We start from the raw sequence: 21,317 nt of genomic DNA on the forward strand, positions 1-21,317 counted from the left end.
CTTCAGGCCTTGCCAGCGGGCTCGGCAGCAGCCAGCGCCGGCGCATCGCGCAGGATGGCTGCGCGCATGTCGTCCGGCACGGCGATGGCGCGGTGGGTGTCGAGCGAGGTCGTCACCAGCACCTGCCGCACCTGCATGCGCAGCTCGCCCGTGGTGGGCTCGAAGCAGCGCAACGCGAGCGTGATCGAGCGCGAGCCCAGCTGCGCCACCGAGAGGCCGAGCATCACGCGGTCGCCCATGCGGCTCACGGCGCGGAAGTCGGCGTCGAGCTTCACGGTCGGCAGGCCGACGCGGCGTTCGCCGATCAGTGCGTGGTAGCCCACGCCGAGCCCCTCGCTCACCCAGTCTTCGACCAGGCCGTTGAGCATCACGAAGTACTGCGGATAGAAGACGATGCCCGCCGGATCGCAGTCGGAAAAGCGGATCAGGCGCGGGCGCTGGAACTCCACACCACCGCCCTCGCCGCTCATGCGCGGTCCTCGACCGCGCCGTCGCCGCGCATCACGTGCACGCGCAGCAGCCCGAGCTGGTTGTGCATCTGCTTGACGGTCTTCATGTCCAGGCCCGAGAACATCTCGAGGATCCACTGCTCGTGCTCGGTGGCCATGGCTTCGAAGGCGTTGCGGCCTTCGGGCGTGAGGCTCACGATCCAGGCGCGGCGGTCGTCGGGGCTGGGCGCGCGCGCCACCATGCCTTCGCGCTCGAGTTCGTCGGTCAGGCCGGTGACGTTGCCGCCGGTCACCATCAGGTAGCGCGAGAGCACGCGCATCTTCAGGCCGTCTTCGTAGCGGTACAGCTGGGCCATGTAGTCGAAGCGCGCCAGCGAGATGCCGAAGCGCTCGCGCAGCCGGCGCCGGATCTCGGCCTCGATCTGCGTGGTGCTCGCGAGCATGCGCAGCCACAGCTTGAGCATGGCGTGGTCTTCATGGCCGGCGCGGGCTTCGTGGCCGAGTTCTTCGGCGTCGCTCAGCACGGCGTGGGAGGCATCGTTGCGACTCATGTGACTTCTCCTCCGGAAACGGAGATCGACTGGCCCGTGACCGACGCGGCGCCCTCGCCGCACAGCCAGCGCACGGCGTCGGCCACTTCGGCCGGCTGCACGATGCGCTTTTGCGGGTTCACGCTGGAGAACTCGGCCAGTGCATCGGCTTCGCTGCGGCCGGTCTTGCCGACCACGTTGGCGACGCTGTTGCGCAGGATGTCGGTGTCGGTGTAGCCCGGGCACACGGCGTTCACGGTGATGCCCTTGCGCGCCACCTCGAGTGCCAGCGCGCGCGTGAGGCCGATCACGCCGTGCTTGGCGGCGGTGTAGGCCGACACGTAGGCGTAGCCCTTCTGGCCCGCCGTGCTGGCGATGTTGACGATGCGGCCCCAGCCGGCGTCGAGCATGTCGGGCAGCGCGGCCTGCGCGCACAGGAAGCTGCCGGTGAGGTTGACCGACAGCATGCGCTGCCACAGCTCGACCGAGGTCTTCAGGAACGGCGCGCTCTCGGCGGCGCCCGCGTTGTTGACCAGCACGGTCACCGCGCCGCGTTCGGCCCGCGCCTGCGCAAAGGCCGACTGCACGGCCTGCGGGTCGGCCACGTCGGCCGCCACCACGCCGTGGCCGCTACCGGCCAGGGTCTCGGCCACGCGCTGCAGGGCCTGCGCATCGCGGCCCAGCAAGGTCAGCACTGCCCCCTGGGCAGCGAGGGTGCGGGCGATCTCTGCGCCGATGCCGCGAGCGGCGCCGGTGACGAGGGCATGACGGCCAGTGAGCGAATTTGTGTGCATACCTGAATGGTTTAGTTCTGAATCATTTTAGCCATTTGCGCACCAGCAGGGTGCTACCGCATGAAACGGCCGCCGTTGAGGTCCAGCGTCGCCCCGGTCATGAAGGCGGCGGCCGGCGAGGCCAGGTAGACGACGGCGGCGGCCACCTCGTCGGCCAGCCCGAAGCGGCCCAGCGGGATGCCGGCCTTCAGCGCCTGCTGCCGCTCGGGTGGCAGCGCGGCGAGCGCGGGGCTGTCGATGGCGGCGGGGGCCAGCGCGTTCACGGTCACGCCGTGCGGCGCCAGTTCCTGCGCAAAGGACCGCGTCAGCGCCAGCAGGCCGGCCTTGCTGGCCGCGTAGTGCACGCCGGTGGCGCTGCTGACCCGCTGCCCCGCCAGCGAGGCCAGGTTGACGATGCGGCCCGCACCGCGCTCGCGCATGTGCTTTCCGGCGATGCGGCAGCCGAAGAAGCTGCCGCGCAGGTTGATGGCAAGCACGTCGTCCCACTCGGCGGGCGTGATGTCCCACAGCGAGGTGGTCGGCGTGCGCGCCGCGTTGTTGACCAGGATGTCGACGGCGCCGAAGTGCGCCACGGCCTGCGCGAAGCGGTCGTTGAAGGCCTGCTCGTCGCGCACGTCGAGCGGCAGCGCGAAGCCGTTCACCTCGGCGGCAACGGCCTGGGCGTTGGCTTCGTCGATGTCGGCCAGCGCGACGCGCGCACCGGCCTGTGCCAGCCCGCGCGCGATGGCCGCGCCCAGCCCCCGCCCCGCGCCGGTCACGAAGGCCACGCGCCCTGCCAGCGGAAGCGCGGTGGCGTGCGTCATCCGGCTTTGGCGGGCCGACCGTCCCAGGTCTGCGGCCCCACGCCGCGCTCGCGCAGCTTGAACTTCTGCACCTTGCCGTTCTCGGTGCGCGGCAGGTCGGGCAGGAGGTCGATGTAGCGCGGCACGGCGAAGTACGGCAGGCGGCCTTCGCAGAAACGCGCCAGCTCGGCCGGGTCGATGACGATGCCCTCGCGCGCCACCAGCGCGGCCATCACCTCGTCTTCGGCCAGTTCGGAGCGCACGGGGTACACCGCGCACGAGGCCACGCCGGGGTGGCTCAGCAGCACCTGCTCGACCTCGAACGACGAAATGTTCTCGCCGCGCCGGCGGATCGCGTCCTTGATGCGGTCGACAAAGCGGAACGCGCCGTCGGCATCGCGCACCACGCGGTCGCCGGTGTGGAACCACAGGTTGCGCCAGGCCTCGACGGTCTTCTCGGGCATGTGGAAGTAGCCGCTGGCAAAGGCATAGGGTTCGTCGGCGCGCAGCAGCAGTTCGCCGGCCTCGCCGGGTGGCAGCGGCACGTCGTCTTCGTCGGCCACGCAGGCCTGGAAGCCGGGCCGCAGCCAGCCCATGACGCCGCCGCGCGGCGAATCGGGCGCGGTGGCGATGGCGAAGTTGGTTTCGGTCGAGCCGTAGCCTTCGAGCAGCGCCACGCCCGTGCGCGCCTTGAAGGCCTGCCCCGCGGCCGCGGGCACGCCTGGGCCGAGGCCGGTGCGCACGCGGTGGTCGCGCTCGCCCTCGCCTTCGGGCTGGGCCAGCAGGATCGGCACCATCGCGCCAAGCAGGTAGACCACGGTCGCGCCGTTGGCGCGCATCGCCGGCCAGAAGCCCGAGGCGGAGAAGCGCGACTCGAACACCACCTCGGCCCCGGTGAGCGCGGCCTGCGCGAAGGTGTTGAGCGCGTTGATGTGAAACAGCGGCAGCGTGGTGCACAGCACGTCGTCGCGGCCGACGCCGAGCACCTCGGCGCTGTTCACACCCCACCAGAAGTACTGCGCCTGCGGGCAGATGACGCCCTTGGCCGGGCCCGTGGTGCCCGAGGTGTAGAGGATGGCGAGCGGGTCGCCCGGCTGCACCGTGGCGGGTGGCAGCGCCTGTGCGCCTGGCGGGTAGGCCGACACGCGCACGCCGGCGGGCGGCGTCCATGGCGCTTCGGCCTCGCCGACCACCCACACCTCGCGCAGCGCCGTGCAGGCCAGGTCGGCCGTGGCCAGTCGATCGAGAAAGCCCGCCTCGATCACCAGCAGCTTCGCCTCGCTGTTCGCGAGGAAATACTCGATCTGCGGCCCCATCGACGCGGTGTTGACCGGCACGACCGAGGCACCGAGCCAGCCTGCGCCGAGGAAGGTGTCGAGGAACTCGATGCGGTTGCCGCACATGACGGCGATGCGGTCGCCGCGCGCCACGCCATGCTGTGCGAGCGCACCGGCGCGCGTGGCCGCCGCATTGGCCGCATCGGCATGCGTCCATTGCCGGCCCGCGATGCGCAGCAGCGGACGGTTGCCGAAAAGCGCGGCCTGCCGCTGCAGCATGGCGGGCAGCGTGCGCTGCGCCGGCGGCACCGCGCGCGGGTCACTCGTCATCGTGCGTGCCTCCGCCGAGGTAGGTGGCCTGCACGCGCGGGTCGCTCGCGAGGTCACCGGAAGCACCCGAGAGCGCGATCTCGCCGGTCTCCAGCACATAGCCTTCGTCCGAGCTTTCGAGCGCGGCACGCGCGTTCTGCTCCACCAGCAGGATCGACACGCCGTCGTCGCGCAGCTTGCGCACGATGGTGAGGATGTCGCGCACGATCAGCGGCGCCAGGCCCAGGCTGGGCTCGTCGAGCATCAGCAAGCGCGGCGCCGACATGAGCGCACGGCCCACCGCCAGCATCTGCCGCTCGCCGCCCGAGAGCGTGTCGGCGCGTTGCGCGCGGCGCTCCGCCAGGCGCGGGAAGCGGTCGTACACCGACTGCAGCTGCCGCTTCATTGCGTCGCCGCGCAGCCGCTTGGCGTAGGCGCCCAGTTGCAGGTTGTCGAGCACGGTGAGTTCACCGAACAGTTCGCGCCGCTCGGGCACGAGGCACAGGCCGCGCTCCACGCGCGACTCCACATCGAGCCCCTGCAGGTCTTCGCCTTCAAAGCGCAGCGTGCCCTTGCACGGCAGCAGGCCCATGGCCGCGGCCAGCAGCGTGGTCTTGCCCGCGCCGTTGGGGCCGATCACCGAGATGATCTGGCCCCGCTGCACGTCGAGCGACACGCCGCGCACCGCCTCCACTTGCCCATAGGACACGTGCAGATCACCGATCTCCAGCATCGCGGTCATACAACGCTCCCCAGGTAAGCCGCCTGCACACGCTCGTCGGCACGCACCGCCGACGGCACGCCCTCCACGAGCTTGGAGCCGAAGTTCATCACCACCAAACGGTCCACCAGTTTCATCACGAAGTCCATGTCGTGTTCGACGATCAGGATGGTCACGCCCTCCTCGCGCAGCTTGCGCAGCAGGTCGCCCAAGGCCATCTTTTCCTTGCGGCGCAGGCCGGCCGCGGGCTCGTCGAGCACGAGCAGCACGGGGTCGGCAGCCAGCGCACGCGCGATCTCCAGGATGCGCTGCGTGCCCAGCGGCAGGCTGCCCGCGAGCTCGTGTGCGCGGTCGCCCAGGCCGATGCGGTCGAGCTGGCGCTGCGCCTCCTGCAGGATCTGGCTTTCTTCGGTGCGATCGAGCCGCAGGCCCGCCTTCAGGATGCCCGAGCGCGTGCGCGAGTGCGCGCCCAGCGCCACGTTGTCCAGCAGGCTCATGTGCGGGCGCAGCTTCACGTGCTGGAAAGTGCGCGCCAGCCCGAGCCGCGCCACCGCGCGCTGCGGCATGCCGGCGATGTCGTGTTCGAGAAAGCGCACCTGGCCCGCGCTCATCGGCAGCGTGCAGGTCAGCAGGTTGAACATGGTCGACTTGCCCGCGCCGTTGGGCCCGATGAGGCCGATGATCTCGCCCGCCTTGACGTCGAAGCTCACGTCGTTCACCGCCACCAGCCCGCCGAAGCGCTTCACGGCGCCGTTGACCGACAGCACCTGCGTGCCGCGCGCCGGCAGCTGCCGGTGCGGCAGCGGCTCCACTGGCGCACCGGTGTAGCGCGAGGCGCCCTGCGGCGCGGCGCGCCGGCGCGTCCAGCGCCGCAGCAGGCCCATCACGCCGCCGCGCGCAAAGTGCAGCAGCAGGATGAACAGCGCCGCGAAAGCCACGGCCTCCAGTTGCCCCGCGCGCTGCGTGAGCATCGGCAGCACGTCCTGCAGGCCGTTCTTCAGCACCAGCACCAGCGCCGCGCCCACCAGCGCGCCCGCCAACTGCCCGAGCCCGCCGGCCACGGCCATCAGCAGGTACTCGATGCTGGCGCGCACGTCGAAGGGCGACGGGCTCACGAAGCGGTTCATGTGCGCATAGAGCCAGCCCGCCAGCCCCGCGAACAGCGCGGCCGTGACGAACAGCGACAGCCGCACGCGGTACGCATCCGCCCCCACGCTGGCCAGCAGCGTGGCGCCGCCGCGCAGCCCGCGGATGGCGCGCCCGGGCCGCGACTGCAGCAGGTTGTGGCTGAACAGGCAGGCCAGCCCGACCACCACCCAGATCAGGTAGTACATCGCGCGCGGATCGGCCAGCGACCAACCGCCGATCTGCAGCGCCGGGATGTTCGACAGGCCCGTGTGCCGGCCGAGCGCATCGACGTTGCCGAACAGCATCGCGATCGACAGCCCCCAGGCGATGGTGCTCAGCGGCAGGAAGTGCCCGCCCAGGCGTAGCGTGAGCATGCCGATGGCCAGCGCCGACAGGCCCGTGAGCAGCAGCGCGAACAGCAGTCCCAGCCACGGTGACAGGCCCTGCGTGGTGGTGAGCCAGGCCGTGGCGTAGGCCGCGATGCCCACGAAGGCCGCCTGGCCGAACGAGGTGGCGCCGCCCACGCCGGTGAGCAGCACGAGGCCCAGCGCCACCAGCGCGCCGATGCCGATGTCGTTCAGCAGCGAGACCGTGAAGCTGCCCGCCACGGCCGGCACCAGGGCCAGCACGACGATCACGCCCGCGGTCCACGCCATGCGTTTGGTGTTGCCGTTCATTGGTCCACCTCGTCTTCTTCCTCTTCCGAATGGGCCGCCATGAAGGAGCGCAGCATGAGCACCGGGATCAGCAGGCTGAACACGATCACGTCTTTCAGCGCGCCGCTCCAGAACGACGCGAAGCTCTCGACCACGCCGACCGCCAGCGCGCCGATGGCCGTCATCGGGTAGCTCACGAGCCCGCCGATGATCGCGGCCACGAAGGCCTTCAGGCCGATGATGAAACCCGAGTCGTAGTACATGGTGGTCACCGGCGCGATCAGCACGCCGATGAGCCCCGCCAGCAGCGAGGCGCAGCCGTAGGCCAGCAGCGCCGTGCGCACCGGCCGGATGCCGACCAGCCGCGCGCCCACGCGGTTCACGGCCGTGGCGCGCAGCGCCTTGCCGGCCACCGTGCGCTCGAACACCAGAAAGAACAACCCGCTCAGCACCACGGCCGCCCCCACCATCAGCACCACCTGGCCGCTGACCGTGAAGCCGTCGCCCAGCGTGAACACCGCGCTCGTGAGCGGCGTGGTGCGCGAGCCCTCGGGCCCGAAGAACAGCAGGCCCAGGCCCGAGAGCAGAAAGTGCAACGCGAGCGACACGATCAGCAGCACCAGCACCGAGGCATCGGCGATCGGCTGGAACACCACGCGCGCCAGCAGCGGCGCGATGGGCACCACCAGCAGCACGGCCACCGCGATGTGCACCGCCACCGGCACGCCGGGCCGCGCCGCCAGCCAGGCGAGCACGCACGGAATGGCGGGAAGCACGCCCCACATCAGCACCGCCTTGGGTATGCGCGCGGTCTCGCCGCGCCGCAGCAGGCTGCCGATTTCGGTGGCCAGCGCCAGCGCGGCCAACACTGCCACCATGCCGATGGTCGGCGGCACGCGGCCGGTCTCGAAGGCCGCCAGCGACAGCGCGGCAAAGGCCGCGATGTCGCCGAACGGCACGAACACCACGCGCGTGACCGAGAAGATCAGCACCAGCCCGAGTCCGGCCAGCAGATAGACGGCACCGTTGGCCAGGCCGTCGGTGACGAGGATCAATGCCACGTCCCAGTTCATAGAAAAACCTCAGTCGGAGTCATCGTTGTCGTTGTCGTTGTCGTGAAGAAAAACAGGAGATTCAAGGGGCGAGCTTCCATTGGCCGTTGTCGAGCTTGACGATCACGCGCGCGCGCTCGTCCACGCCGTACAGGCTGCCGGGCTTGAAGGTGTAGACACCGTGCGTGCCGACCACCTCCTTGGTGCTGAAGATGGCGTCGCGCAGCGCCACGCGGAACTCCGGCGTGCCCGGCTCGGCCTTCTTCATGGCGCGCGAAGCGGCGTCGGCGAACACCAGCCAGCCGTCGAACGAGTAGGCCGAGAAGGCGTCGCTGGTGGGTGCGTTGTTGACCTTCTGGAACACGGCGCGGAAGTCGGTCGCGATCTTCTTGGTCGGGTAGTCGGCCGGCAGCTGCTCGGCGACGATCACCGGACCCGTGGGCATGAGCGCGTTCTGGCCGGCCGCGCCGACCACGCGCACGAAGTCGGGGTTGATCAGGCCGTGCTGGCCGTACACGCCGCCCTTGAAGCCGCGCTCCTGCAGCGCCAGGAACGGCAGCGCGCCCGGCGTGCCGGCGCCGCCGGTCATCACCGCGTCGGGGCGCAGCGCCACGATCTTCAGCACCTGGCCGGTCACCGAGGCATCGGCGCGCGCGTAGCGCTCGTTGCTCACCACCTTGATGCCGGCGGCGGGTGCGGCCTTGTTGAGGGCCTCGTACACCAGGTCGCCCCAGGCGTCGGAGAAGCCGATGTAGCCCACGGTCTTGACGTTGTTGCGCTTCATGCGCTCGACCACCGCGTCGATCATGAGCTGCGTGGGCTGCGCCACCGTCATGACCCACGGGTTCTCGTTGGGGTCGAGCAGGATGGGCGTGAGGCCGATCATGGGCGTCTTCGCCTCCTTGCCCACCTGCGCCATCGCGATGGCCGACGGCACGCCCGAGGTGCCCATGAGCACGTCGACCTTCTCGTCCTCGATGAGCTTGCGCGCGTTGCGCCCGGCCGTGGTCGGGTCGGAGCCGTCGTCGAGCACCACGAGCTGGATCTTGCGGCCGTTGACCTCGCCCTTGTAGGCCAGCGCGGCCTGCATGCCCTTGGCGTACGGCACGCCCAGCGAGGAGTTGGGCCCCGACAGCGACACGCTGAGTCCGACCTTGAGGTCGGCCGCCAGTGCGCTCGCCACACCACAGGCGGTCAGCGCTGCGGCGAGGGCACCGCGCGTCAAGGTCTGCATCAGGTTCTTCATGTCGTAGCTCCAGTGAGGAAGGATGGAAGGAACAGAAACTCAGATGAACAACTGGATCGCGGGCAACGCGCGCGTGGCGTTGAGCAGGTCGATGCGCTTCTCGCGGATCGACCAGCCCGTGGGGGTGCGAATGAGGTGGTGGCGGGCGATGCCGCTCAGCAGAATCTGGTCGTCGCCGCGCGCCTCGATGTAGAGAAAGGGCGTGCGCAGGCGCACGTCGTCGGCACCCTCTTCCTCGACGCGCGAGGGCTGCAACACATGCTGGCTGTGGCTGGCCGGATGCTGCGAATGCGCGCGCGGGCTCTTCAGGCGCTCCACGCGCAGCTGCAGCAGCAGCCGGTCTTCGTAGGCCAGCGAGTTGTGCGAGAACGGATCGGCCTGCGCCGCGCCGAGCAGCGGCACCCAGTAGTGGCCGTCGTCGGCAAACAGGGCCAGCCAGTCGTCGAAGCGGCGCGCGTCGAGCAGGGCCGCCTCGTGGGCGATGAAGTCGCGCGGGTCGTTCATGCCGCCGCCTCCAGCGTCATGGCCCGGGCCCAGGCACGGAACTGGTTGCGCATGAGCAGCTCGTTGGTGCCGTTGGTGGTCACCGTGGCCTGCTGCGCCTCGGCCGGGTCGTGGTTGCGGTGCAGGCTGATCCATTCGTTGCCGCCGGCACGCAGGCCCTTCTGGATGCTCTCGAACAGGTGCACGTCGTCGTGCGCCACCACCGACATGGGCGAGAACACGAGCCGGTTGTAGCTCATGGCGCGCTCGAACAAGAGCGCGGGCGCACCGGCCGCGCGGAAGCTCCAGGCCTCGATGAGCGTGCGATCGGCCGCCAGCGGACGGATCACGCGGATGGCCTGCGGCGAGCCCTTGACCGACAGGCTGGGGTACAGCACCGAGTTCTGCGGCGAGCGCTGCAAGATGTCGGCGGCACGCGCTACGCCGTGCGCGGCCTGCATCGCGGCCTCGTACTCGGGCAGCTGCGCGTAGTTGGAGTGGATGCTGAAGTTCACGCCCAGCACGCTGTGGCCGTTGGCGAACACGCGTCCGCCCATCTGATCGAAGAACTCGTAGCCCGAGCCGAAGGGCAATATCTGCTCCATCGCCATCGGCTTGGGGTCGGTGGGCGCATGCCCTTCCCACAGCGCCTCGGCGGCCTTGGTGGCCGACTCGTGCGTCGACATCGGGTGCACCGTGTCGTTGATGTTCTCCAGGTACATCTTCCAGTTGCAATGGACGATGTTGCGCAGCACGCCGCCGCCCACGGTGAGCTTGCCCTCGGGCGAGCGGTCGACCATGTTGTCGAGGGCGCCGAGCACCTCGCCGAAGTAGTCCTCGAACGAGGGGCCGGTGTCGGACAGGCGCACGAACACGAAGTCGCGGTACACCTTCACGTGCCTGACCACCGACAGCCCCTGCCCCGACTCGCAGGCCTTGAGCTGCGTGCCCTCGTAGCCGTTCTTCAGCGGCAGGCCCAGCGGCGCGCCGTCCAGCTTGTAGGTCCACGCGTGGTACGGGCAGCGAAAGAAGCGGCCGGTGTTGCCGCTCTCGTCGGTCACCAGCTGCGTGCCCTTGTGGGCGCAGCGGTTGTACATGACGTGCACCGCACCGTCGGGCTGGCGCACCATGAGCAGCGGACGCCCCGCGATCTCCTGCGTGACGAAATCGCCCGCCGCCGGCACCTGGCTGGCATGGCCCAGGAAGACCCAGGTGCGGGCGAACAGGCGCTCCTGCTCCAGCGCGAACAGCTCGTCGCTGAGGTACAGGTCGCGGTGCACCCGGTCGTCGCGGACCAGCGCCGCGACGAGATCGGGGCGGTTGCGGTAGGCGGTCATGGTGGTGGGCTTCGGTTGAACCGAGGTCAGGGGACCAGCTTCCACTGGCCCTTGTTCATCTGCACGATCACGACGCCGCGCTGGTCCGAGCCGTAGCGGTCGTCGGGCTTGAAGGTGTAGATGCCGTGCGTGCCCACCAGCTCCTTCGTGCCCACGATGGCGTCGCGCAGCGCCGTGCGGTACTGCGGCGTGCCGGGCTCGCCCTTGGTGCGCGAGGCCGCGTCGGCCAGCAGCAGGTAGGCGTCGTAGGTGTACGACGAGAACGCATCGGTGGGCACCGCGCCGTTCGCCTTCTGGTAGGCGCTGCGAAAGCCCATCGCGACCTTCTTGATGGGGTTGCTGTCGGGCAGCTGGTCGGCCACCAGCACCGGGCCGCTGGGCACCTGCAGGCCGTCGATGGCCGTGCCGCCCACGCGCACGAAGTCGGCGTTGATGAGGCCGTGCGTGCCGTAGATCTTGCCCTTGTAGCCGCGCTCGGCCAGTGCCAGGTAGGGCAGCGCGCCCGGCGTGCCGGAGTTGCCCGCGAACACCGCGTCGGGCCGCGCCGCGACGATCTTCAGGATCTGCCCGGCCACCGACGAATCGCTGCGCGCATAGCGCTCGTTGGCCACCACCTTGATGCCGGCGGTGGCGGCGCTCTTCACGAGCGAGTCGTAGGCCAGGTCGCCCAGCGCGTCGGAGAAACCGATGAAGGCCACCGTCTTCACGCCCGACTTCTGCATGCGCTCGACCACGCCCGCCACCATGAGCGGGAACGGCTGCGACACGGTGACGGTCCATGCGCCGTCCGCGCCCGGGATGGTCACGGGCGTGGGCGAGATGAGCGGCGTGTTGAGCTCGCGCGCGACCGAGGCGATGGCCATCGCGCCCGGCACGCCCGAGGTGCCGATGAGCACGTCGACCTTGTCTTCGGTCACCAGCTTGCGCGCGTTGCGCCCGGCGGTGGTCGGGTCCGAAGCATCGTCGAGCACGATGAGCTGCACCTTGCGCCCGCCGATCTCGGGCCGCTCGGCGATGGCCGCGCGGATGCCCTTCTCGTAGGGCACGCCCAGCGCCGCGACCGGCCCCGAGAGCGAGCTGATGAAGCCGATCTTGAGGTCTGCCGCCGCCGCACCGACGGCGGTGAAGGCGGCCAGCAGCGCGAGGCCCAGGCGGGAGATTTTCTTCATGGGAGCTTCCTCTTCGGGGGTTGGAATGGGGACGAGGGACGGGTCAGTAGCGCAAGGTGCGGCGCGATTCGAGGTCGGCGTCGACCTGCGCGGGCGTGAGCCGCTCCGGCTTGCATTCGAAGCGCTCGAACAACGCCAGCTGGTCGGCGTGGTGGCGGTCGCGCACGCCGGCCGGGCTCACGAAGCCGCTCTGCCCCGGCGCCGCGACCGAGCACATGTCGAGCGCGCCCGGGCGCAGCACGACGCGGTAGTTGAGCGTGCCGCGGTTCATGTAGGGGCTGACCTCGGGCTCGTCGCCCGCGCCGGCCCACGGCACGCCGATGGCGTTGATGCGCGAGAAGCGGTGGCGCACCACGGGCGTGGTCCACGCGGCCATGTCGGGCCCGAGGCGGGTGCGCAGCTCGCCCACCGCATCGGTCAGCGCGGCGCGCACCATCGTGCGCGGGTCCTGCCCGTTGAAGAAGTCATGGCGCTGCGGCACGCCCGAGGCCGGGCCGCTCAGCGCGTTCCACAGCAGCTTGGCCACGGCCGCGGGCTGGGCGCTGCCGGGCGAGCCGCGCGGCGTGAGCGTGGGGTAGCCGAGGTTGGCGTAGGTGGCGAACACGGCCGGTGGCAGGTCGTCGGCCAGCAGGCGCCGCGACATCGCAGCCAGCCAGGCGCGCAGCACGGTGGTGGCGCGGTTGTCGTACACCTCGCCGCCCGGGGCGACGCGGTTCTTCAGGTCCCAGTTGGCGAGCAGGTCGGCCGCGCGGCGCGCGGGGTCGCCCTCCGGCAGGCCCTTGGCCGCGTCGACGATGAGGGGCACGAAGTAGCGCGCGTTCAGGTCGGCCAATGCCGCGCCCTGGCTCACGCGCCAGATCTCGTCGGCGCCCAGCTTGGCCGTGCCCTGCAGCTGGGCATGGATCTCGGCCACGCGGTCGACGTGCGAGAAGTTCGCGCCGTCCGCGCGCAGGCCTTCGGCGATCTGGTTGTTCCAGCTCGCGAGGTAGCCCTGCGCGGGGTTGTAGGCGCGTGGGTTGGCGCTGAACGGCAGGCTGCCCTGCCACTCCATGCTGCCGTCGCCGCGCGCGGGAAAGCGGATGTCCTGCGTGGCCGCACGGCGCGGCATGCGGCCCAGGCCGACGGCGCCGATGTTGCCCGCCACGTCGGCATAGAACCAGGTGATGGACGCAGCCACGCGCTCGCCCTGCGCGAGAAAGCCCGACCAGTCGCGTGCCCGGGCGGCACGCGCCCAGCCGAGCATGGTCTCGACCTCGCGGCCCTGCCAGGTGCTGCGCGCGGTGTAGGCGCGGGCGTTGTCCACGTCCCAGCTCTGCACGAAGCCGTGCACCGTGGCGTAGATGTCCACGCTCTGCGGCGCGGCGCCCTTCACGCGGATGACGTCGGTGCGCCGGGTCATCGGCCGGTAGGCGCCGTCGTACTTGTACTCGTGGCGGTTGGCCGGGTTCAGTTCTTCCTGGTAGATGTCGTTGGTATCGAGCGAGCCCACCGTCGATCCCCAGGCGATGGTGCCGTTGGTGCCGAACAGCACGGGCAGCAGGCCGATGGGCGTGAGGCCCGTGAGGTCGTAGCCCGCGCCGTGCAGGCCGATGCCGTGCACGAACGACGGGTTGTTGAAGCCCTGCTGCGGGCCGTTGTACAGAACGGCCACGCCTTCCTTGGTGCGCGAGGGGCCGAGCACCCAGGCGTTGCTGGCGGTCGGCATGCCTTCGGTGGCGGCCAGGCCCATGCGGGCGACCTGCGTGGCGCGGAAGTCGGCCGCGGCCTGCGCGGACACCGGCGCGAGCGCGGCGTCGCCGGGCTCGGCGCTTGCCAGCCTGTTCGCGTTGCCGCGCGGCACGATGGTCGGCGCGGTCGGGTCTTCGAGCCAGCGCAGCTGCTCGTACAGCTGCAGGCCGGCCACGTCGCCGCGCGCGGCCTTGAGCTGGTTGAGCAGCGAGAGGTTCGCGACCTCCGCCGTGCCCGCGAAGAAGCGGTTGAGGATCAGGCCGATCCAGACCATGGCCACGTCGTCCGCGGTCCAGGGCGCCGGCTCGAAGCCGTTGTCAATGAACTCGCGCGGCATGAGCTTGGCGCGGTCGGCCAGCACGTCGCGGATGCGCGCGTTGACGCCCGCGGCGTAGCCTTCGAACATGGCGCGGTCGTCCGCGTTCAGCGCATCGATCTGGCGGCGGATCGACACCGGATCGATGTTGGCGCGCGTGGCCTTGTCGGCCGCCACGAACTCGGCCCCCAGCACCTCGGCCACGCTGCCGTTGCCCGAGCGCCGCGCCATCTCCAGCTGGTAGAGCCGGTCTTCGGCGACGGCATAGCCGAAGCCGTGGAACAGGCCGCGCGTGTCGCTGGCGTAGACGTGCGGCACGCCGTAGCGGTCGCGCTTGATGGTGACTTCTCCATTGCCACTGGGCGCGGTCGCGGCGCAGCCGGCCAGCAGCGCGGCGGCGAACAGCACGGTGCCGGTCGCGCGCCGGCGGCGCAGGGAACGAAGAAGCGGGTGCATGGGGTGGGCGGCGTTCATCGGATCGAGCCGAGGGCGTTCAGGGCACCAGCTTCCACTGGCCCTTCTCGAGCTTCACCACGACGCGCGAACGGTCGTCCGAGCCGTAGCGCTCGGTCGGCTTGAAGTTGTAGACGCTGTGCGTGCCCACCAGCTCCTTGGTGCTCACGATGGCGTCGCGCAGCGCCAGGCGGAACTGCGGCGTGCCGGGCTCGGCCTTGGTGGCCAGCGCGCGCTGGGCGGCGTCCAGGTACACCAGCCATGCATCGAAGGTGTAGGCCGAGAAGGCGTCGGTCGGCGGCGCGCCGTTGGCCTTCTGGTAGGCCGCGCGGAAGTCCATCGACACCTTGCGGATCGGGTTGTCGTTGGGCAGCTGCTCGGCCACGATCACCGGGCCGGTGGGGGCCAGCAGGCCTTCGACCGAGGCACCGCCCACGCGCACGAAGTCGGGGTTGATGAGCGCGTGCATGCCGTAGATCTGGCCCTTGTAGCCGCGCTCCGAAAGCGCGAGGTACGGCAGCGCGCCCGGCGTGCCCGAGGTGCCGGTGATCACCGCGTCGGGGCGCAGCGCCACGATCTTGAGCACCTGCCCGGTCACCGAGGCATCGCCGCGCGCATAGCGCTCGTTCGACACGATCTTGATGCCGGCCGGCTCGGCGCTCTTTTGCAGCGCGCCGTACACCAGGTCGCCCCAGGCGTCGGAGAAACCGATGTAGCCCACCGTCTTCACGCCCGACTTCTTCATGCGCTCGACCACCGCGCTCACCATGAGCGGTGCGGGCTGCGGCAGCGTGACCATCCACGCGCCCTCTTCGCCCGGCAGGTTGGCGTTGGCGATGGAGATCAGCGGCGTCTTGGTTTCGCGTGCCACGCCGGCAATGGCCAGCGCACCGGGCGAGCCGGCCGTGCCGATGATGACGTCGACCTTGTCCTCGTCGATCATCTTGCGTGCGTTGCGTGCGGCCGTGGTGGGGTCGGACGCATCGTCGAGCTGCACCAGCTGGATCTTGCGACCGCCCAGGTCGGCCTTGTAGGCGAGCGCGGCCTTCATGCCCTTTTCGTACGGAATGCCCAGCGACGACACCGGCCCCGACAGCGAGGTGATGAAGCCGACCTTCAGATCGGCGGCCCACGCGCTGGCGGCGCTCAGCGCGCCGAGGCCCGCGGCGACGGCCGCGAGGGTGCGAATTCGGTTCAGGACTTTCATGGCGATGCTCCAGAGGTGATGTTTTTGAACGGAACGGAACGAAACGAAACGGACGCTGAAATGAAACTAGAGGGCGAGGCTGCCGACGCTGGTTCCGCCGCACACGTACAGCACCTGGCCGGTGACGAAGCTGTTCTCGGGCGCGGCGAAGAAACGCACGGCGCGTGCCACGTCGGCCGACTCGCCCAGGCGCTTGACCGGCACCGAGGCCGCGAGCGCGCGCTCCTTCTCGCTGCCCGCCTCGACCACGTCGTAGAACATGTCGGTGCGGATCGGGCCGGGCGCCACCACGTTCACCGTGATGCCGTCGGCCGCGAGCTCCAGCGCCCAGGTGCGCGCCATGCCCAGCATGCCGGCCTTGGTGGCCGAGTAGCTGGTGCGCGTGGCCAGGCCCAGCGCGGCGCGCGACGACAGCAGCACCACGCGGCCGAAGCGCTGCGCACGCATCGCGGGCAGCGCGCCCTGCACGAGCTGGATGGCGCAGCCCAGGTGCAGGTCGACCAGCGCATCGAGGTCGTCGAGCTTCACGTCGGGCAGCAGCGCGGCGCGGATGACGCCGGCGTTGTGGACGATCGTGGTCGGTGCGAAGCGCTCGACCAGTTCGCGCACGGCCTGGCCGGTGGCGGCGCGGTCGGCCAGGTCGACCTCGAGGCTGTGCATCTTGGGGTGGTCGATCTCGGCCTTGCGGCGCGCGAGCGAGATCACCTCGTAGCCTTGCGCGAGCAGGTCTTCGCAGATGGCCTTGCCGATGCCGGCGCTGCCGCCGGTGACGGCCGCGACCTTGGGGGCGGCGGCGCTCATGCCGTGGCTCCCACCAGGGCCAGCACGCGCAGCGGGCTGCCGCTGCCCTTCTCGATCTTCAGCGGCGGGCAGATCAGCACCGCGCCCGACGCTGGCAGCAGGTCGAGGTTGCTCAGGCACTGCAGGCCGTAGCGGCCCGCGCCGTGCATGTAGTAGTGGCAGGGGTACGGCGGACGCAGGTGGTAGCCCTGCCCGGCGTCCGTGCCGATGGCTTCGGAGCCGAAGCCCAGCACGTCGCGCTGCTCGACGAGGAAACGCACGGCCTCGGTGCTCGGGCCCGGCGTGTGCTGGCCGGTCTCGTCGAAGTTCTGGTAGGCCTCGGGGTCGGTTCGCTTGGACCAGTCGGTGCGCATGAGCACCCACGCGCCCTTGGGAATGCGGCCGTGCGCGGCTTCGTAGGCCTCGATGTCTTCGAGCGTCAGCAGGTAGTCGGGGTCGTCCTTCACCTGCGGCGAGCAGTCGATCACGCAGGCCGGCGCCACGAAGTGCTGCACGGGGATGGTGTCGACCGAGTTGTTCGGCAGGTCGCGGCCCGAGATCCAGTGGATCGGCGCGTCGAAGTGCGTGCCGGTGTGCTCGCCGCAGGAGAAGTTGTTCCAGTACCAGCCCGGGCCGCGCTCGTCGTATTTGGACACTTCCTCGATGCGGAAGGGCCAGCACTGGCCCATCTCGGGCGGCAGCGCGATCTGCGGAAACTCGGGCGTGAGCGTCTGCGTGAGGTCGATCACGCGGATGCGGCCGCTGGCCATGGCGGTCACGAGGCTGCCGAGGACTTCGGCGGCGGACATCAGTTCGTTGGTGGTCGTGGTCATCGTGTGATTCCTCTGCTCAGCCGCCCGCCGCGAGTTCGCGTTCGAGCACCTTGGGGTTGTCGCGCCAGCGCTCCAGCCACTCCTGCGCCACGTCGCCCGGGTACACGTCTTCCACGCCGTCGCGCAGCGCCTTCACGATGGCGTTGGCCAACGTGGTGGGTGCCAGCTTGGGCGGCGGCGTGTGCTGGTTCCATTCGTCGTCGATGGGGCCGGGGAACACGTTGATCACGCGGATGCCGGCGGGCCGCATCTCGGCGCGCAGGCACTGCGCGAGCGAATGCGCCGCGGCCTTGGAGGCACTGAAGGTGCCGTGCGGCGGGAAGTTGCTCAGCGCGTAGATCGACAGCAGGTTGACCCACGCCGTCGCGCCCGTGGCGCCGTCGGCCGAGCGGCCCTTGAGCGCGGGGCCGAACTCCTGCGCCAGGCGCAGCAGGCCGAAGTAGTTGATGTCCATCTCGGCCTTGGCCACATCGGTGCCGCGCCGCGCAGCGATGCCGAAGGTGCGGTGCACCTCGGCGTTGTTGATCACGATGTCGACCTTACCGCCGATGGAACCGGCCAGCTCGGTCACCTGGCGGCCGTTGGTGAGGTCCAGCGGCACGAGCGTGACCTGCGGCAGCGCCGAGATGTCATCGAGTCCGTCGCCCATCTTCTTCCACGGTTCGGCATGACCGACCCAGACGATGTCGGCGCCGGCCTTCACCAGCGCACGCACGAGGGCCTGGCCCGTCTCGGTCTTGCCGTCGGTCACCAGCACCTTGCGGAACTTGGGGTCGCTGGTCATTTCGCGCAGCATCTTGTCGTCGGCCATGTGGGGACTCCCTTCAGTCGGAAAAGCAATGAGGACGGCCTGGCCGGCGCGGTCGAGCCGGGCGCCGACACGCACGCGCGTGGGCGCATCGCCGACCTCGCCGTGCAGGTGGACCATGAGCGTGGGGCCGGCATCCAGGTGCACCAGGCCCAGCCGCCAGGGCAGCCGCTCGCGAAAGAACAGGTCGTTGCTGTGGTGCAGCGTGGTGCTGCCGAGCAGCGCGCCCTCGCCGCTCTGCTGGCGCCAGCGCAGCGCCGCCGACAGGCACTTGTGGCAGACCTCGCGCGGCGGGTACTGCACCGTGCCGCAGTCTTCGCAGGTCTGCAGCTCGAAGCGGCCTTCGGCGGCGGCGGCCGTGAGGCCGAGCGCCACGCGGCCACGGGCGCCGGGCGGCAGGTTCATCTGCCGGGTGCGCAGCACCGGGTTCTTGCGCGGGGGGCGCATCATGGGCATCGTCATGCGGGTCTCCCCAGGATGACCGCACCCGTACAGAGGCAGCGGTCGTAGGTCACCATGCCGAAGCCGGCGACAAGGCCCAGCTGGGCGTTGGGCACGGCGCGCGCGCCGGCCTGGTCGGTCAGTTGTCGGATCGCCTCGACCATGCCGAGGAAGCCCCCCGCCGCACCGGCCTGCCCGGCCGACAACTGGCCGCCGCTGGTGTTGTTCGGAAAGCTGCCGTCGAAGGTCATGGTGTTCGCCTGCACGAAGGCCGAGCCTTCGCCCTTCTCGCAGAACCCCAGGTCTTCGAACTGCATCATCACGATGACGGGGTAGTCGTCGTAGGTCTGCACGAAGTCGAGCGCGGCGGGCTGCACGCCGGCCTGCGCGTAGAGGTCGTCGCGGTCCTTGCGCCAGCCGCCCTGCACCATCACCGGGTCTTCGGCATAGGCGTTGTGGCGCTCGATGGCGCCGCGGATCACGACGTGCGCCAGGCCCAGGTCGCGCGCGCGCTCCTCGCTCATCACGAGGAAGGCGTCGGCGCCGGCGCAGGGCATCACGCAGTCGAACAGGTGGATCGGGTCGGAGATGGGCCGCGCGGCCATGTACTCGTCGAGCGTGAGGCCCTTCTTGAACATGGCGTTGGGGTTGCCCAGCGCGTTGGTGCGCTGGTCCACGCAGATGCGTCCGAAGTCTTCGCGCGTGGCGCCGTAGGTGCGCATGTAGTTGGCGGTGATGAACGCGAAGATCGAGTTCGGACCGCCCGAGCCGTAGGGGTAGCTCGCATCGCGCGCGAAGTTGCTGAAGCTGCCCAGCGTCTGGCGGAAGGAGTCGACGTGGTTGGTGTCGGCGCCCACGCAGGCGACGATGTCGGCATCGCCCGCCTGCACCGCACGCGCGGCGCGGCGCAGGCACATCACGCCCGAGGCACCGCCGGTGGGCATGTGGTCGAGCCAGCGCGGCGACAGGCCCAGGTGCTGCGTGACGCCCACGGCCGTGTCAGGCGAAAGCGAGAAGCTGCTCAGGCACAGCCCGTCGATCTGTTCCTTGGCCACGCCGCTGGCCTGCACCAGCGCGTCGATGGCCTGGCCGACGAACCAGTGCGCGGTGCGCGTGGAGTAGCGCACGTAGGGCACGGTGACGGGCACCGCGACCGCGACGCCTTCGTAGGAAAGCCGGTTGCGTTTCGTCATGCCTGCCTCTTTTTCATGGAGCGCGTGTCGATGCAATGGCCCTGGCCCGGCAGCGACTGCGCCATCTCGCGCAGCTGGCCGCGCTGGATCTTCTGCGAGGGCGTGAGCGGCAGCGCGTCGACGAAGGCCACGTAGCCCGGCGCCTTGTAGTACGCCAGCTGCGCCAGCGCGTGCTGGACGATGCTGGCCGCGACCGCTTCGCGCTGCGCCGCATCGCTGTCGTCGCGCAGCACGATGCAGGCGAGCACTTCGTCGCCGCGCACCGCATCGGGCGTGGCGGCCACGGCCGAGGTCTTCACGGCCGGGTGCTGGTTGAGCACGCTCTCGACCTCGACGGCCGAGATGTTCTCGCCGCTGCGGCGGATCACGTTTTTCTTGCGATCGACGAAGAAGAAGTTGCCGTCGGCATCGCGGCGCACGAGGTCGCCCGTGTGGAACCAGCCGTCGGCCCAGGCTTCGCGCGTGGCCTCTTCGTCCTTCAGGTAGCCGGAGAAGAAGTAGCGGCGCGGGTCGGCGCCGGCCGAGCGCACCAGCAGTTCGCCGGGCATGTCGGTGCCCACGTCGCTGCCGTCCTCGCCCATGAGGCGGATCTCGACGAAGTCTTCCTGCCGTCCGAAGCAGCTGGTCCCCACGAGGCGCGGCTCGCGGTTGGCCATGATGCAGGCGGCCGCGCCGGTCTCGGTCATGGCCCAGGCCTCGACCAGCGGGAAGCCGAAGCGTTCCTCGAAGGGCGCGTGGTTCTTGCGGTCGACACCGGCGCCGAAGCCCCAGCGGATCGCGTGGTCGCGGTCGGCCGCCGACGCGGGGGCCGACAGCAGCATCGCGGGCATCACGCCCAGGTAGTGGACGATGGTCGCGCCGCTTTCCTTCGCGCTGGCCAGCCAGCTCTTCGGATGGAAGCGGTCGAGCTGCACGAGGCAGCCGCCTGCAATGAGCACGACCATGGTCGAGAACGCCATCGCGTTCATGTGGTTGAGCGGCAGCGGCGTGATCACGCGTTCGGCGTCGGGGCGGATGCTGCACACGCCGTCGAGCGCGGCATACCACTCGCCCGCGCGCAGGAAGTACGCGTTGCTCAGGATGCAGCCCTTGGGCCGGCCCGTGGTGCCCGAGGTGTAGAGCAGGCCGCATTCGGTGTCGGTGCCGACGGGCTCGCCGGCGCGCGGCGCGGCGGTCTTCGCGGGTGGCACGGCGTCGTCGGGGCCCATGGTCTCGAAGGCCACGCCGGCTTGCGCGGCGGCGGCCTGCAGGTCGGCGGCGCGCTCGGGCAGCGTGACGGCCAGGCCGATCTCGCTGTGGCCGATGAGGTAGACCAGCTCGGCCGAGCGCATCTCGGCGTTGATCGGCACCACGCTCGCGCCCAGCGCGTTCAGCGCGAGCCAGTGGAAGATGAAGGCGGGCCGGTTCTCCAGCAGCAGGCCGACGCGGTGGCCGTGGCCGTAGCCGGCCTGCGCGTAGGCGGCGCGCAGCCGCTCGATCTGCGCGGTGGCTTCGCCCCAGCGGATGGCGCCGGCGGCGATGCCGTAGGCGGCGGCGGTCACCGATTCGGTGAAGAGGAATTCGGCCTGTGGCGTGCGCGCGGCCGTGGCGGCGAACACCTGGTGGACGGTGGCGTGGGTCATCGC

At 70.4% G+C, this 21,317-nt stretch carries 19 protein-coding genes; all 19 read right to left on the reverse strand.

The window, feature by feature from the left end; translation table 11 throughout:
- Positions 1 to 2: 2 nt before the first annotated feature.
- The 19 genes from AC57B8_RS07020 to AC57B8_RS07110 all read right to left on the reverse strand — a co-directional run bounded on the left by AC57B8_RS07020 (position 3) and on the right by AC57B8_RS07110 (position 21,314).
- Positions 3 to 470 carry an acyl-CoA thioesterase gene (locus AC57B8_RS07020; protein WP_496479067.1) on the reverse strand — a complete coding sequence of 156 codons (468 nt, stop codon included), beginning with the start codon at positions 468 to 470 and terminating at the stop codon, positions 3 to 5.
- Positions 467 to 1,000 carry a MarR family winged helix-turn-helix transcriptional regulator gene (locus AC57B8_RS07025; protein ID WP_062473285.1) on the reverse strand — a complete coding sequence of 178 codons (534 nt, stop codon included), beginning with the start codon at positions 998 to 1,000 and terminating at the stop codon, positions 467 to 469. Before AC57B8_RS07025 ends, AC57B8_RS07020 begins: the two co-directional genes overlap by 4 nt.
- Positions 997 to 1,773 carry an SDR family NAD(P)-dependent oxidoreductase gene (locus tag AC57B8_RS07030; protein WP_070062353.1) on the reverse strand — a complete coding sequence of 259 codons (777 nt, stop codon included), beginning with the start codon at positions 1,771 to 1,773 and terminating at the stop codon, positions 997 to 999. The genes AC57B8_RS07025 and AC57B8_RS07030 overlap by 4 nt, the downstream gene beginning before the upstream one ends.
- Positions 1,774 to 1,826: 53 nt before the next feature.
- Positions 1,827 to 2,576: an SDR family NAD(P)-dependent oxidoreductase gene (locus tag AC57B8_RS07035; RefSeq protein WP_496479068.1), complete on the reverse strand. Its 750-nt coding sequence runs from the start codon at positions 2,574 to 2,576 to the stop codon at positions 1,827 to 1,829.
- Positions 2,573 to 4,162: an ATP-dependent acyl-CoA ligase gene (locus tag AC57B8_RS07040; protein ID WP_496479069.1), complete on the reverse strand. Its 1,590-nt coding sequence runs from the start codon at positions 4,160 to 4,162 to the stop codon at positions 2,573 to 2,575. Before AC57B8_RS07040 ends, AC57B8_RS07035 begins: the two co-directional genes overlap by 4 nt.
- Positions 4,152 to 4,883 carry an ABC transporter ATP-binding protein gene (locus AC57B8_RS07045; protein WP_095950531.1) on the reverse strand — a complete coding sequence of 244 codons (732 nt, stop codon included), beginning with the start codon at positions 4,881 to 4,883 and terminating at the stop codon, positions 4,152 to 4,154. Before AC57B8_RS07045 ends, AC57B8_RS07040 begins: the two co-directional genes overlap by 11 nt.
- A complete protein-coding gene (locus tag AC57B8_RS07050; protein ID WP_496479070.1) occupies positions 4,880 to 6,667 on the reverse strand; it encodes a branched-chain amino acid ABC transporter ATP-binding protein/permease in 1,788 nt (595 codons plus the stop codon). Before AC57B8_RS07050 ends, AC57B8_RS07045 begins: the two co-directional genes overlap by 4 nt.
- Positions 6,664 to 7,719 carry a branched-chain amino acid ABC transporter permease gene (locus AC57B8_RS07055; protein WP_062474985.1) on the reverse strand — a complete coding sequence of 352 codons (1,056 nt, stop codon included), beginning with the start codon at positions 7,717 to 7,719 and terminating at the stop codon, positions 6,664 to 6,666. Before AC57B8_RS07055 ends, AC57B8_RS07050 begins: the two co-directional genes overlap by 4 nt.
- A gap of 61 nt (positions 7,720 to 7,780) precedes the next feature.
- Positions 7,781 to 8,944: an ABC transporter substrate-binding protein gene (locus AC57B8_RS07060; RefSeq protein WP_062474987.1), complete on the reverse strand. Its 1,164-nt coding sequence runs from the start codon at positions 8,942 to 8,944 to the stop codon at positions 7,781 to 7,783.
- Positions 8,945 to 8,983: 39 nt separating this feature from the next.
- Complete coding sequence (locus tag AC57B8_RS07065) at positions 8,984 to 9,448, reverse strand: aromatic-ring-hydroxylating dioxygenase subunit beta (protein WP_496479071.1); 465 nt, start codon at positions 9,446 to 9,448, stop codon at positions 8,984 to 8,986.
- Entirely contained in the window at positions 9,445 to 10,764 is a 1,320-nt protein-coding gene (locus tag AC57B8_RS07070) for an aromatic ring-hydroxylating dioxygenase subunit alpha (RefSeq protein WP_496479072.1), read from the reverse strand. Before AC57B8_RS07070 ends, AC57B8_RS07065 begins: the two co-directional genes overlap by 4 nt.
- Before the next feature lie 26 nt (positions 10,765 to 10,790).
- Positions 10,791 to 11,933 (reverse strand): ABC transporter substrate-binding protein, encoded by a 1,143-nt coding sequence (locus AC57B8_RS07075; protein ID WP_070062345.1) that lies wholly within the window; start codon positions 11,931 to 11,933, stop codon positions 10,791 to 10,793.
- Between the two features lie 43 nt (positions 11,934 to 11,976).
- Positions 11,977 to 14,433, reverse strand: coding sequence for a penicillin acylase family protein (locus AC57B8_RS07080; protein ID WP_496479073.1), 2,457 nt, complete (start codon positions 14,431 to 14,433; stop codon positions 11,977 to 11,979).
- 37 nt (positions 14,434 to 14,470) lie between these two features.
- Positions 14,471 to 15,637 carry an ABC transporter substrate-binding protein gene (locus AC57B8_RS07085; RefSeq protein WP_062474998.1) on the reverse strand — a complete coding sequence of 389 codons (1,167 nt, stop codon included), beginning with the start codon at positions 15,635 to 15,637 and terminating at the stop codon, positions 14,471 to 14,473.
- Between the two features lie 66 nt (positions 15,638 to 15,703).
- Positions 15,704 to 16,438, reverse strand: a complete 735-nt coding sequence (locus AC57B8_RS07090) for an SDR family NAD(P)-dependent oxidoreductase (RefSeq protein ID WP_496479074.1) — start codon at positions 16,436 to 16,438, stop codon at positions 15,704 to 15,706.
- On the reverse strand, positions 16,435 to 17,250 hold the full coding sequence (locus AC57B8_RS07095) for a cyclase family protein (RefSeq protein ID WP_062475012.1): 816 nt from the start codon (positions 17,248 to 17,250) through the stop codon (positions 16,435 to 16,437). Before AC57B8_RS07095 ends, AC57B8_RS07090 begins: the two co-directional genes overlap by 4 nt.
- Before the next feature lie 16 nt (positions 17,251 to 17,266).
- Complete coding sequence (locus tag AC57B8_RS07100; protein ID WP_159273265.1) at positions 17,267 to 18,520, reverse strand: SDR family NAD(P)-dependent oxidoreductase; 1,254 nt, start codon at positions 18,518 to 18,520, stop codon at positions 17,267 to 17,269.
- Entirely contained in the window at positions 18,517 to 19,692 is a 1,176-nt protein-coding gene (locus AC57B8_RS07105) for a thiolase family protein (protein ID WP_390342088.1), read from the reverse strand. The genes AC57B8_RS07100 and AC57B8_RS07105 overlap by 4 nt, the downstream gene beginning before the upstream one ends.
- The gene (locus AC57B8_RS07110) at positions 19,689 to 21,314 is read right to left on the reverse strand and encodes an AMP-binding protein (protein WP_496479075.1); all 1,626 of its coding nucleotides are present in this window, start codon (positions 21,312 to 21,314) and stop codon (positions 19,689 to 19,691) included. The genes AC57B8_RS07105 and AC57B8_RS07110 overlap by 4 nt, the downstream gene beginning before the upstream one ends.
- Positions 21,315 to 21,317: the final 3 nt, after the last annotated feature.

It is taken from the genome of Variovorax sp. BGA-UO-ETr-C22 (genome assembly GCF_059567965.1).

Excerpts from the sequence above, each read along its gene's own strand:
- AC57B8_RS07045 (WP_095950531.1), bottom strand. The coding sequence starts at position 4,883 with ATGACCGCGATGCTGGAGATCGGTGATCTGCACGTGTCCTATGGGCAA.
- AC57B8_RS07095 (WP_062475012.1), bottom strand. The coding sequence starts at position 17,250 with ATGACCACGACCACCAACGAACTGATGTCCGCCGCCGAAGTCCTCGGC.
- AC57B8_RS07065 (WP_496479071.1), bottom strand. The coding sequence starts at position 9,448 with ATGAACGACCCGCGCGACTTCATCGCCCACGAGGCGGCCCTGCTCGAC.
- AC57B8_RS07035 (WP_496479068.1), bottom strand. The coding sequence starts at position 2,576 with ATGACGCACGCCACCGCGCTTCCGCTGGCAGGGCGCGTGGCCTTCGTG.
- AC57B8_RS07100 (WP_159273265.1), bottom strand. The coding sequence starts at position 18,520 with ATGACGATGCCCATGATGCGCCCCCCGCGCAAGAACCCGGTGCTGCGC.
- AC57B8_RS07025 (WP_062473285.1), bottom strand. The coding sequence starts at position 1,000 with ATGAGTCGCAACGATGCCTCCCACGCCGTGCTGAGCGACGCCGAAGAA.
- AC57B8_RS07085 (WP_062474998.1), bottom strand. The coding sequence starts at position 15,637 with ATGAAAGTCCTGAACCGAATTCGCACCCTCGCGGCCGTCGCCGCGGGC.
- AC57B8_RS07110 (WP_496479075.1), bottom strand. The coding sequence starts at position 21,314 with ATGACCCACGCCACCGTCCACCAGGTGTTCGCCGCCACGGCCGCGCGC.
- AC57B8_RS07055 (WP_062474985.1), bottom strand. The coding sequence starts at position 7,719 with ATGAACTGGGACGTGGCATTGATCCTCGTCACCGACGGCCTGGCCAAC.
- AC57B8_RS07075 (WP_070062345.1), bottom strand. The coding sequence starts at position 11,933 with ATGAAGAAAATCTCCCGCCTGGGCCTCGCGCTGCTGGCCGCCTTCACC.
- AC57B8_RS07080 (WP_496479073.1), bottom strand. The coding sequence starts at position 14,433 with ATGCACCCGCTTCTTCGTTCCCTGCGCCGCCGGCGCGCGACCGGCACC.
- AC57B8_RS07030 (WP_070062353.1), bottom strand. The coding sequence starts at position 1,773 with ATGCACACAAATTCGCTCACTGGCCGTCATGCCCTCGTCACCGGCGCC.
- AC57B8_RS07020 (WP_496479067.1), bottom strand. The coding sequence starts at position 470 with ATGAGCGGCGAGGGCGGTGGTGTGGAGTTCCAGCGCCCGCGCCTGATC.
- AC57B8_RS07090 (WP_496479074.1), bottom strand. The coding sequence starts at position 16,438 with ATGAGCGCCGCCGCCCCCAAGGTCGCGGCCGTCACCGGCGGCAGCGCC.
- AC57B8_RS07040 (WP_496479069.1), bottom strand. The coding sequence starts at position 4,162 with ATGACGAGTGACCCGCGCGCGGTGCCGCCGGCGCAGCGCACGCTGCCC.
- AC57B8_RS07050 (WP_496479070.1), bottom strand. The coding sequence starts at position 6,667 with ATGAACGGCAACACCAAACGCATGGCGTGGACCGCGGGCGTGATCGTC.
- AC57B8_RS07070 (WP_496479072.1), bottom strand. The coding sequence starts at position 10,764 with ATGACCGCCTACCGCAACCGCCCCGATCTCGTCGCGGCGCTGGTCCGC.
- AC57B8_RS07060 (WP_062474987.1), bottom strand. The coding sequence starts at position 8,944 with ATGAAGAACCTGATGCAGACCTTGACGCGCGGTGCCCTCGCCGCAGCG.
- AC57B8_RS07105 (WP_390342088.1), bottom strand. The coding sequence starts at position 19,692 with ATGACGAAACGCAACCGGCTTTCCTACGAAGGCGTCGCGGTCGCGGTG.